General features: G+C 47.1%; 11 protein-coding genes. 1 reads left to right on the top strand and 10 read right to left on the bottom strand.

Annotated features, from left to right (window positions below; genetic code table 11):
- Window positions 1-168 precede the first annotated feature (168 nt).
- From AC1S8V_RS28200 to AC1S8V_RS28225, 6 genes are all read right to left on the bottom strand, one after another.
- Entirely contained in the window at window positions 169-1,227 is a 1,059-nt protein-coding gene (locus AC1S8V_RS28200) for an ABC transporter ATP-binding protein (RefSeq protein ID WP_145324683.1), read from the bottom strand.
- A gap of 18 nt (window positions 1,228-1,245) precedes the next feature.
- Window positions 1,246-2,037: an ABC transporter permease gene (locus AC1S8V_RS28205; RefSeq protein WP_145324685.1), complete on the bottom strand. Its 792-nt coding sequence runs from the start codon at window positions 2,035-2,037 to the stop codon at window positions 1,246-1,248.
- Between the two features lie 4 nt (window positions 2,038-2,041).
- A complete protein-coding gene (locus AC1S8V_RS28210; protein ID WP_458464611.1) occupies window positions 2,042-2,863 on the bottom strand; it encodes an ABC transporter permease in 822 nt (273 codons plus the stop codon).
- A gap of 203 nt (window positions 2,864-3,066) precedes the next feature.
- Entirely contained in the window at window positions 3,067-4,005 is a 939-nt protein-coding gene (locus AC1S8V_RS28215; protein ID WP_482071620.1) for a nucleoside hydrolase, read from the bottom strand.
- A gap of 314 nt (window positions 4,006-4,319) precedes the next feature.
- On the bottom strand, window positions 4,320-5,387 hold the full coding sequence (locus tag AC1S8V_RS28220) for an ABC transporter substrate-binding protein (RefSeq protein ID WP_482074602.1): 1,068 nt from the start codon (window positions 5,385-5,387) through the stop codon (window positions 4,320-4,322).
- A gap of 476 nt (window positions 5,388-5,863) precedes the next feature.
- On the bottom strand, window positions 5,864-6,208 hold the full coding sequence (locus tag AC1S8V_RS28225; RefSeq protein ID WP_017691786.1) for a Na-translocating system protein MpsC family protein: 345 nt from the start codon (window positions 6,206-6,208) through the stop codon (window positions 5,864-5,866).
- Window positions 6,209-6,583: 375 nt separating this feature from the next.
- On the opposite strand from AC1S8V_RS28225, the gene AC1S8V_RS28230 reads away from it, so the two are divergent.
- The gene (locus AC1S8V_RS28230) at window positions 6,584-7,498 is read left to right on the top strand and encodes a hypothetical protein (protein ID WP_482071621.1); all 915 of its coding nucleotides are present in this window, start codon (window positions 6,584-6,586) and stop codon (window positions 7,496-7,498) included.
- A 611-nt stretch (window positions 7,499-8,109) separates the two neighbouring features.
- Here the strand turns inward: AC1S8V_RS28230 and AC1S8V_RS28235 are convergent.
- The 4 genes from AC1S8V_RS28235 to AC1S8V_RS28250 form a co-directional block, all read right to left on the bottom strand.
- A complete protein-coding gene (locus tag AC1S8V_RS28235) occupies window positions 8,110-8,313 on the bottom strand; it encodes a hypothetical protein (protein ID WP_482071622.1) in 204 nt (67 codons plus the stop codon).
- Complete coding sequence (locus tag AC1S8V_RS28240; protein ID WP_482071623.1) at window positions 8,310-9,404, bottom strand: GerAB/ArcD/ProY family transporter; 1,095 nt, start codon at window positions 9,402-9,404, stop codon at window positions 8,310-8,312. Before AC1S8V_RS28240 ends, AC1S8V_RS28235 begins: the two co-directional genes overlap by 4 nt.
- Window positions 9,405-9,407: 3 nt before the next feature.
- Window positions 9,408-10,487: a Ger(x)C family spore germination protein gene (locus AC1S8V_RS28245; protein ID WP_482071624.1), complete on the bottom strand. Its 1,080-nt coding sequence runs from the start codon at window positions 10,485-10,487 to the stop codon at window positions 9,408-9,410.
- Between the two features lie 84 nt (window positions 10,488-10,571).
- Window positions 10,572-11,993 carry a spore germination protein gene (locus AC1S8V_RS28250; protein ID WP_482071625.1) on the bottom strand — a complete coding sequence of 474 codons (1,422 nt, stop codon included), beginning with the start codon at window positions 11,991-11,993 and terminating at the stop codon, window positions 10,572-10,574.
- Between the last annotated feature and the right edge of the window lie 250 nt (window positions 11,994-12,243).

Genomic DNA, 12,243 nt, shown 5'->3' on the forward strand with positions numbered 1-12,243 from the left:
TAATCTCCTTCTTCACAAGCATTTCACCGCGATCCGGGCTGGACAATGAACCTGAACTTTAATCAGATATACTGCACTTGATTGCTTACCACTGCCTCGCCCGAAATCATCGCATGAAATGCCTTCTTTGCTGCTTTTATTTCTTAATGCTACTCCCTACATTCACGACTACTCTACCAATACAAGCTTGTCCTGTGGGAAAATCAGGCTGACACGTTGCCCACTAAGGTACGGGGTTTCCATCTCCTGATTTGCTGTAAAATCACCCAGCTCCGTCTCGATTACATATTGATAGCTGCGTCCCAGATACGTGCTGACTTTGATGATCCCCGGCAAAGCGTTCACCACATCCGCAGAAGTATCTCCACTAACGATCAGATCATCCGGGCGAATCGCGCCTTTGCGTGCACCGGGACGTGCTGTTCCAGGATGAGCTGTTGCTGTAAATGTACGTCCACCTGCGCTCAGTGTGATTAATTCACCTGCATCACTACGCTCCGCAAATTCAATGAAATTATGGAACCCGATGAATCGTGCTACAAACTCCGTTGCCGGATATTTGAAAATGGTTTCCGGGCGGTCGAGCTGCTCGACCACGCCTTTGTTCATAATCGCTACCTGATCCGAGATGGAGAAGCACTCTTCCTGGTCATGAGAGACATACAGCGTTGTAATGCCCAGCTCTTGCTGAATCCGGCGAATCTCCACCCGCATGTTGAGGCGCAGGTTGGCATCCAGGTTACTGAGCGGTTCGTCGAATAATAGCAGGTCAGGTTCAATCACCAATGCACGGGCAATCGCCACACGTTGACGCTGTCCACCGGACAGTTCTTGTGGAAAACGTTTCTCAAATCCATTCAGGTTAACGACTTCCAGGATTCGCATCACACGGGAAGAGATATCCTTGTCTTTCACCTTGCGCATCCGCAGGCCAAAGGCCACGTTGTCATAGACAGACAGATGCGGGAATAACGCATAACTCTGAAATACAAATCCGAAGTTCCGCTTGTTCGCTGGAACCTTCGTATAATCCTTGCCGCCGAACATAAACTTGCCCTGCGATGCTTCCAGGAATCCGGCGATGAGGCGCAGCGTAGTTGTTTTGCCGCAACCGCTCGGTCCGAGCAGGGAGAGCAGCTTACCTTTTTCCAGATCCAACTGAAAATCCTTCAGGATTGTCTGCTTATCGTATGCCACGGATACGTGGTCTAATGTCAGCAATGCCATAGCGTTCTGCGCCTCCAATTAACGTTTAGTAAAGTATGAAAATCCGCCCATGATCCGTTCGATCACGAACATTAAGAGTCCGGTCAGTACCATCAACAGCACGGAAATCGCTGCAATCGTTGGGTCAAAGTAATTCTCCACATACGTCAGCATCTGGATCGGTAATGTGCTTACCCCTGGTCCGGTCATAAACACCGAGATGTCCACGTTGTTGAAGGACTCCAGGAAGGCAATCAGCACCGCCGCTAGAATACCGGAACGAATGTTAGGTAGCACGATCGTGAAGAACGTTCTTACGCGTCCCGCGCCAAGACTCAGCGCAGCTTCTTCCACGGCAAAGTCAAAGCTCGACAGACTCGATGCAATAACCCGAATGATAAATGGAAGCATGATAATCGTATGACCGATCAACAGTCCAAGATACATTGGCAGATGGTAGATTACGATCAGGTACTTCATTAATGTAAAACCAAGCACGATTCCCGGGATCAGTACCGGGGACAGGAACAGTGCGTTCAGCACAGACTTGCCTTTGAAATCGTAACGACTGAGTGCATACGCAGCCGGAACTCCGAGCACCAGCGCCAGCAAGTTCCCAAGCAGGGAAATGATGATGGACGTCTGGAATGTGCGGAGGAAACCGCCCGTGTTGAAAATATTCTCATACCAGCGGAAGGAGAACCCTTCCGGCGGAAATTTGAGTACCGTTCCCGGTTCAAACGAAGTGACCGATATGATCAGAAGCGGGCCCAGCAGAAAGATAAAGACCAGCAGACTGAACAGGCCCAGCCCGATATGTTTCTCCCGCATATGTCTACCCCTTCGGATTTAAAGTTTTGGCCATTTTGTTCATGACACCAACCACGACAAATGTAATCACAATCATAATCGCGGCAACAACCGAGGCCAGATACCAGTCGTTGAGGGTCATGGCGTTCTGATACAGGAACGTAGCAATTACACGCTGCTTGCCTCCAAGGAGGGCAGGTGTCGTATACGCCGTGAGGCTTCCTACAAAGACAAGCACGGCTCCGATCACAAGTCCTGGCACAGCCAGTGGGAACACGACCCGGCGGAATGCCGTAATGCGCGATGCGCCCAGACTTTGTGCTGCTTTGAGCAGGTCACCGTCAATGTTCTCAAGCACACCCACCAGAGAGATAATCATCAATGGCAGGAACAGGTGAGTCAGACCGATCATCATCGCTGCCGGTGTGTACAGAATATCCAGCGGCTTGTCCACGATGCCCAGGCCCACAAGGGTGTTGTTGATCAGCCCTTTGCGTCCAAGGATAATCATCCAGCTGAACGAGCGCACGACCGGGCTCGTGAGCAGCGGAAAGATCGCCAGTGCCAGCAAAATGCCTTTGCGGCGCGGCGCTTTCTGCGAGATATAATAAGCTGTCGGGAATCCGAGCACCACACAGACGATGGTGGTGACCACGCTGACTTGCAGCGTCGTAAGCAATATTTTCAAAAAGTATGGGTCTCTGAAAAAATGCATGTATCCTTCAAACGTGAAGGCGTTTTCTTGGAAAAACGTCGACCCGATCGTCAGGACAATCGGAATGATCATAAATGCCGCCAAAAACACGAATCCCGGCAGCAATAGCCAGTAGATTACTGATTTCTTCATCGCGATACTCCTGACTTGTAAATTTAATTCGAGATTGATACTTGAGTACTCCGACTGCAGTACCGTCCTTCGATCCCTGTTATCCCCCGATTTTTTGATTCATTTCCATAGGTGAAAATCGGGGGATAAAGGGGAACGCTTCGCTTCTCCAGATCGGTTCTGCACTCTCCGCAATCGTATAAATATCTTATTGGGCAGAGCAACTACGCGTTTAACGCGTTGATAAACAGTTCAAGGAATGCCTCCGCGTCTACGGTTTCGCAAACGAGGGTGTTGGGTTGCTCGCCCAACCGGTTTTGGAAGTCACATACCATCTGGCCATCGCACAGGCGGCTGGCGGTTTCCACATCGACGTAATACGAATTACGTCCTACCAGTTCAGGGGCAAGGGCTACGCCCACGGCTAGTGGATCATGCAACGCGCAAGCGCGGACGCCGTTCATTTGTTCATAACGGTTGATGTAAATCTCCGTGCTTTGAGCAACGTACGCGCGCAGTGCAGGATCTGTGAGACGCTCAATCGTTGCTTCATTCAGCAACGTTTGACGCGTCACATCCAGCCCGACTTGAGTAAGCTTCTCGATGCCTGCGTGCAATACGATGCGAGCTGCTTCTGGATCAGCGTAGGTGTTGTACTCGGCTGTTGGTGTAATATTGCCATGTCCGCGAACAACACCACCCATGAAGATGACTTCCTTCAATAAAGAAGGCAATTCAGGACGCTTCATCAGCGCGAGGGCCAGGTTCGTTAATGGGGCCGTCATGATCAATGTTAGTTCGCCCGGAAATAGCTTGGCTTGCTCCACGATAAAGTCTGGCGCAAAACCTTTCTCGGCTTGCTTGGACTCCGCAGGATCAGGCAGCGCACCGCCTAATCCGTCCTGTCCATGTACCCGATGTTCATAATGAGACTTGCGAGTAAGGGGTCCTGCCGCTCCAGCAATCACCGGAATTTCAGGTGCACCCGCAAGTTCAAGAATTTTACACGTATTCTCTGTTGCCTGCTGGAGTGATACGTTCCCACAGACTGTGGTGATGCCGAGAATGTCCAACTTCCGGCTTTTGACGGCCAGCAAAATCGCCAGTGCATCGTCAATCCCCGTGTCCACGTCCAGAATGATGCGATTCTGCGCTTCACTCATCCGTTCTCAACTCCTATGCGGTGTTATGGTTGCTTGCTGCAAATGATATAAGTTCAACTAAAGAATATTTACACTTACCACTCCGATGACAGAATAACCTTCCGATCGCTGTTATCCCCAGATTTTTTTTAATTCCCTTCTTCAAAGGGAAAATCCGGGGATAGCGTATGCTTCCGAAGCAGCTTTCTTTCAGAAAGCTTTTAGGCGAACGCTTCGCTTCTTCACATTATTTCTGTCCTCTCCGTTCTCGTGTAAAAAGTTTAGTTGAACCTATATAGATCAAAGATAACTTTTAACACATCCGATTACGTGTTTTATTGTGCAATCTCACGGTTCCAGCGATCTGTCCAGCCTTTAACCTGTTGATTCACGAATTCCATATCCAGCTTGTTCAACTTCTCAACAACTTCAGCACCATATGTTACGCCTTCTGCTTCTTCAGCAGTCAGTTCAACCTTGGTGTTTACCGGGGAATCGACTTTGGCTTTGGCGGATTTCGCTTGTACATCCTGGCTGAGCTGCCAGTTGATGAACTCTTCAGCAAGCTCTTTGTTTTTGCTACCCTTCACGACATTGATCGTGTTCATCACGGCATATGCACCTTCGCTAGGTGTAACAAACTTCGCATTAGGCACGGCTGCTTTCAGATCTTTGAAATACATTTCCATGATTGGTCCGCCCGCAATCTCTTCTTGGGAGAACATGTTCACGAATTCAGACGTTTGGCTGTAGAATTTCACCACATTGCCGCTCAGTTTTTTCAGTTCAGCAAATGCCGCATCTTCATTAAACGTTTCGTTTCCGGCTACTCGGGAAGCTGCATCCACAACCATTGGCCCTGCGGTTGCCGTAATATTCGGGATGGTCAGGTTGCCCTCAAATGCCGGGTCCCACAGATCACTCCATGAAGTCACTTCTTTGGAGATGAGGTCCGGGTTATAAGCGATACCGAGCTGTCCAACCGTGTAGGCCGGGCCATAATCTTCACCAAGTGGTGCTTTGGCAATATCATAAATGTCATTTACATTTGGAATTTTGGAGCGGTCGATTTTCTCAAACAGACCTTCATCGATACCTTGTTGTGCATAGTAGTCAGACAGGTAGATGACATCGACATTCGATGTTCCCTGACGGATTTTGTTCAGACGCTCAGCGTTATTGCCGACTTCGAGCACGATGTCTACATTATGTTCTTTTTCAAAGGGGCCAAATACCGATTCATTGAAGAAATCTTCCGAGAAGCCCCAAGTGGAGATAACCAATTTGGTAGCTGCTGTTCCCCCACTGCCTGATCCGCCTGTTGCATCCTCTGTGCTACCACAACCTGCAAGTAATACCGATGTCATTGCCACTGCTGCCAAACCGCTAATCCACTTTTTCATCATGATCCTGATTCCCCCTGATATGTGTGATTTAACAACCCAACCATTAAGTTGAACTAGCTTGATATTCTCAACTAAAAATTTTACACAATAACGTAGAGGACAGAAAAAAACCTGAAGAAGCGGAGCGTTCGCCTTTATTCCCGGATTTCACCTTTTCTAAATGCAATCAAAGAAATCTGGGAATAACAGCGATCGGAAGGTTGTTCTGTCATCGGAGTGCCAGTGTGAATATTTGTTAGTTGGGCTTATATAGTTCGACTTAAAAAACAAAAAGAAAAGCATTCTTGTATAAACAAGAACACTTTTCTTCGTAAACAAAGGAAAGCGACACCCGCTGCCGGTACATCATCGGTTTCTGCTTCAGAATCAATCCAAAGACAGACGCCATCATATGAAATTGTACGGAACCTGATCATGAATCCGGGCCATAACCTCTGTATACATCAACAAGAATTAATCCTGCCGATCCATCCTTAGGCTTGTTCCAGAATCACATTCGTGATCGCCCACTGTGTGGACGCATCATAATCCCGCAATATAGCTTCAATTGGCAAACCCATGTGTTGCTCGAGCTTCTCCCGGAATTTCTTCTTATATAAGACAGACATGCGGAAGTCCACTTCCAGCTTTAAGCCGGGGGCCTCCCCTTCCAGGGCGTCAGAGCGCGGTGAACGTCGGTGCTTCGCGTAGAAGGTAACAATATTCTGATCAATGGTCACTCTCAGGAGAGTGGTGCCAAATCCGAACAGTTCCTTCGAGATTTCGTTATAATACTGGCACATCTTCTTCTTGCTCTCATTGCTGTCCAGTAGTTCCATGAACTCACCCACATCTCTTACTACCGTACATTCGACGTGTTAACACGATTGATTATACATAAATATACGATTATAGGCAACCCAAAAGATATAGTTAACATGAGAATAACATACAAAAGCGAACGATAAGACATTTACCCTCAAATACATTTTGTCTTTTAGCCGTAGTGAATTTACATTAATATGCCGACATGCCATTCCTATACTATTGTTACTTGTAAACTCTGTTTTAATACACAGCATTCGAGTCTTCGTTTCAACTTTCCCTATAGGGGTATTAATTCCTGCGAAACATAGACAAACTTCGTCACCAACCGTTAAAATTAGACACAATGTCAACATGTTTATCATTTCTAGAAATTGGAGGCTCATGCCATGAAATGTCCAGTATGTAATCATGAAAATGGAGATGCCCATTTTTGCGAGAGGTGCGGCTCTAATCTGACGCAAACAACCTCTTCACCCACTCCTGTACCGAAACCGGAATCTGCTGCTTCCGAACCCGAATATACCCGTTGGTCCAGCACGCAGGCTACATCTTCCCAGGCATCCGTTCCATCCAACACACCATCCTTCTCTATTCACAAGGAACAGACAAGAGAATCAACAAGCACCACTGACCATGCTTCTGCAGGAGACAATAGCTCCAATCAATGGAATAATATTGTGCAGAATGAGAAAGTTCAGCAAGCCAAAGAAGTAAGCAAACAGTATCTATCCTATTTCCTCAGTGTATTGGCCCGTCCTTATCAGACGATGAAAACCGTTGGTGACCAGCATTCACTAAACGGATGGCTAACGATGGCGCTGATTGCAGTCCTGTCTTCTACATACTTCTTAATTACCTTTAGTCGCATAGGCATGGACGGCTTGTTCATTGGTGGATTCATCCGGCCGCTATTGTTCACCGTCATTATCCTGATTGCCTCAATTGCACTGATGTACGCTGTTCTGAAGATTGAAAAAATTACATTCCGTCCCAAAACAATGGTTGCCCAGTTCGGTACATTGCTTGTTCCTTCTGTCGTATCCCTTGTTCTGGCCAATCTGTTTATTATCATCTCGTATTCCATCGCGATCTCATTGCTCGCTGTCTCGTATATCATTATCTTTGTTGCTCTGAACTCGGTGCTGTTCCAATATCCACTGAATCGTACCAAAGCAGCCATCGACAGCATGTACAGTGTGCTGATCGCCAATGTGGTCGTGTTCTTTATTCTGTATAAATTGTTAGGTGAAGTTGTTATTGGACTGATCGGCATGATGCTTTCGCCATTTGGTCGTCTGTGAATTATATAAGTTGAAATAAAGCTTATTTACACTTGTTACTTCGATGACAGAACAACCTTCTGATTGCCGTTATCCCCAGATTTATATGAAGGCTTTCCCTGCTCACGCGGAGAAAATTCCTGCCTCGATTCGCCAAGGTGGCGGAACGATGTAGCTATACTGCCCCGAATCAATGGATCGGGAGAACAACAAAAACCAGCTAATGTTTGTCAAGCATTTGTGGTTGGAGATTTCCTTTTTCAGTTATACTTTTTTCGACTAATCCGAATAACCTCCACGCCTAGGAAGTTTTAGTTAAATATGGTTTACGCTTGGTAGGGCTGCCCCATCTTCAAGATGGCAAAAATGTGATGCAACAGCTTGTTCGCGCAGGCAATCACGACCACCGAGCTGGCAGACTTCTTACTTATGTATTCGGCCTAGTATCATTATTCATACGATACATGCGTTGGTGGTTGCGGGTCTCGCTCATATCGTGGCAAGGGATACGTTTGGGAAAGCAATGCCAGCTTTCTCGCTTGCTCTCATTGCCGTTGTTCTTCTATTAGTGAATGCTTCTGAATTTTAAACACATCATTTCCCGAGCCATCGACCGCTGCAATGTGATTAAACTATTGCAGACGGTCGATTAGCCATGCGATCATGTCATTCAAGTCAAGCGGATGTTGCATGATGATACTTCCCCAGAGAACCGCACCTATGGTTGTGACTCCTACAAAGGTTAATGTTTCTTTCCCCTTCATTTTGTTTCTTTTGTTGAACAGAAGCAGACCTCCCGCAATAAATGCTGCGTACAATATGATCATGTAGATCACGTTAGCGTCCTCCCTCTCAACAGCTTCCGGAGCCAAAAACAAAAGATCAATAAAACCGGAGCGAAAACAGCGTAAAACAAATAGTACTCGAATAAATACTTTTGCACCCATTCCATGTTCTCGACCACATTGGCGAACAAAAGCGAATACGCGGAGATAACCCACACTAGCGGATAAGCGACGATGCTGCGTCGCTCTATTTGGAACAATTGACAAATGGCCAACACAGCGCAATAAAACAGCAAGCTTAACTTCAGATAAACCAGCAGAAATATATTAATCGACAATATTGACTCCAAGTGTTCCAGGAATCCGATGAATTTCATCTCGCGAAAAATGGTAAACACCGGATAGATGTGATTAGAGCCCCGCTCCAGTCCTAAAATTCCGATCGTCATATAGACGCACACTGTAAGGATAACGCCGGCGGATATAATTCCCAACATAAAGGATTTTTTCATATTCCTTTTGACAAAGGGAAATAACATCATAAACATGACCAGCTCCATAAACGGAAACGCGAGCGCATATTTCGTCTGTACTAAAGTCTCCCATAATCGAAAAGCCTCGGCATTGCCGAACGCCCGCCAGTCCCATACCCTCAACATCACCGTGAAAGGCGTCCAGAAAGCAATTACAATATAAGGCGTTACCAGTTCGCACACCATCGCGATAGACTCAATCCCTTTCACAACGGCGTACGCGCATACGATCAGTACCACGATGTTAAAAATGGATATTGGAGTGCGCGGCATAAAGATCGTATGCATAAAATCGCCTAAATTACCCGTCACCCATGATGCGACCTGGACGAAATATAGAATGTACAGGGACGCGACTACCCCCCCTGCCCATTTTCCGAGTGCCTTGATCGCGATTTGCACGATGCTTTGGCCAGGGTATAACTTGGACAGATATAGCCAGAGCATCGCTAACAGCACCCCATATATGAACGACCAAACACTAACGAGCCATCCGTATTGCTTGGCGTGTTCAATGATTTGCCCCGGCAACAATAAAAACGTGGTCGCGCAAACGAAACAAAATGTTAACGTCAGGATCTGCCATCCGCTAAGCCGGGCATTTTCCATTGATCATTCACCCTTTTCCACCTTGTATGGGGACCCCGTGTTCCCGATCGTCGTCACTTTCGATATCACGTTAACTTCGACCTTCGTTTGATGCCAAGTTTCGTGATCGACGCCTTCGTCTTGTATGCCAAGCAAATCCCAGCCTTTGTTTTTACAAAACTCGTCAAATACCTTCGTCTTTTCCTGCAAGGTTGAATTAAACGCCGCTTCAATATCATGCAAATTACGGACGGTCAAATCTGAATTTTGATTGTTGCTTAGAATGCGAAGATCGGCGCGCAAGTGCAGGATAAAGCGGTTAGACTTACGATCGAATTCCCTCTTCATCTTTACGTTTTGGGCTTCAATATCGACTTTTAAGCCGTTAATAACGACCGGCTCAACAAACTTCATGATTTGTCCATTCAAGATGTAGAATAGCGTTTTATACTCCACTCCGATTCGCCCAACCATGCGGGCATTCTTAAATACGGCGCCTTCGGAGAAGCTGATTGAATTTTTGCTGGCATCGATGTTCTCTAATTTATCCGTTTTGTTTTCTGGCATTTGTCCGCTGTAGTCAAGGATCGGTATGATGGTTGGTTGAATGAGATTGATCCCTTTTGCCAACTCGTTGAGCCTTGCGGGAAATACGCCGTTATGGAAATTACGTGCGTGCAGCTCAAATAAAGAACGTATATACCGTCCCGGCACCCGTTCTAACGTGGTAAAGCTGTTCATGATGATAGATAACGGCGCATCGGAGACGACAATATCCACATTCGTCCGATGCTCGGGATCATGCTCCAGAAAATTAATGAGATCGATCAATCCTTGTTTAGCGTAACGCTCCGAAACGATATAGCATTGAATCTGGGGCGTATAAAACTGCCTTGGCATCACCTGGGTCGTCTTATTCGCGAATCTTCCGGCGCTGTACTCCGTAAATTCGTACGTATAGACGGCTGCACCTCCCGAAGCTCCGCTTCTCGTTGAAACACCGGAGGGATTTATCACTTGATAGTAGGCGGTAATCTTGCCCGTTTCCGGATCCTTGTCGGATGCCGCGATATTCACAATGGCTAATTGATTGATTTCTTTCATGTCCCAGCACCCGGAGCAAATCATAACCAAAGACAAGACAAAGCCCACTAGTCTCACTATTCTCACGAGAATCTCCATCCCATCTTATTTCTTCGAATAAAACGCTCGCGGAATTCGGTTCATCCAATAGCGCGGAACTCTAACGAGCGTATCTTTCCAGGCTGACAGTTGCACAGGGGCTAACGGACTCATGTATTTGACGCCAAACGAGCGTAGCGATACCAGGTGAATCAGCAAAAAAAAGACACCGGACATGATTCCAAAAATACCGAGGAAGCCCGCTAACAGCATAAAGGCGTATTGGATGATTCGTTGAGCGATCCCGAAGCCGTAGCTAGGCGAAGCGAAATTAGATATCGCGGTAAGCGACACGACAATAACCATGGCAGCTGATACAAGCCCAGCTTCTACCGCGGCTTGTCCCAATACGAGCGCCCCCACGATCGAAATGGATTGGCCGGCGATGCGAGGCATGCGCAATCCGGCTTCTCGTAATATTTCAAATGTCATCGTCATGATAATGGCTTCAATAAAAACCGGAAAAGGCACCTCCTCGCGTTGCGCCGCCAAACTAATCAAAAGCGAAGTAGGCAGCAGCTCTTGATGATAGCTGGTTACGGCAATATAGAGGGCGGGTATGAATACAGACAGAAGGAAGGCGACCATGCGCAGCCAACGCGTTACCGTAGCAATATCGGCCCTCTGAAAATAATCTTCCGAAGACGAGAACATCTGAAAGAAGGTGACTGGACCGAGCAGCATGTTAGGCGTCCCGTCCGTCAGAACGGCGACTTGTCCTTCGAGCAGCTTCGCAACGGTAATGTCCGGGCGTTCGGAGCTTAGCAGCTGCGGGAATGGCGATAATGTTTGATCTTGAATCCATTCCTCGATGTAGGCGCTCTCCAGTATACCGTCCGCTTGGATCTTTTTAAGACGACGCCTGAATTCTCCTACGACTTCATTAGAAGCAGTATGGTTCATATAGGTGAGATAAACCTTCGTTTTGGTTGCCATTCCAATGATCATTTCTTCAAACATCAGATCTTCGGTCTTTAATCGTTTGCGAATTAGCGCAATATTCCTCGCGACGTCCTCGACGAAGCCTTCTCTCGAACCGCGTACGGAAGACTCGGTGGTTGGCTCGCTTACGCTTCGGAAGTCTCCATTCGTCACATCGTAACTAAGAAAGGTATCTCCAGTTGACGGAATTAGCAGGCAATGCCCTTCCAACAACTCTTGAATACCATCTTCATGCCCTGCTAACTCCTTGCGTCGTACGAGGGGAATTCGTTGGATCAACCACTCTACCGGTTGATGAATCTTGGTTTCGCTTTTGGGTTGACCTTCGAATAAAGGCTTCAGGATCATCTCGTCAACCTGATTCGTCGTAACGATCGAGGCCAAATACACGCAATGCAAACCCCACTCCTCATACCCTTCCAACTTTTGGCAAACAAAATCAGGTGATTGACCCAGCTTCGCCACAATAAGTTTTGTCTGTTCCACAGAAATCCCTACTTCCCACAAAGGCTAGCCCTATTGTGCGCGGCCACGGAAAATTTTATGCATATCCCGCTATTGTTTAACATACGGAGTAACCGTACTAAAAAGCAGCCGAGACGGCTGCTTTTCGTATTATCAGGTTAGCCAGTAATTACTGGTTGGCCTTTTTTTGTGGTCGTTTTACGATGGGGGGAGCCGGGAGAACGTGGCGGCTTTAGGGGCTTGGACCTCGTAACAAAAACAGTTCTCCCAC

It is taken from the genome of Paenibacillus sp. B46(2026) (genome assembly GCF_056786355.1).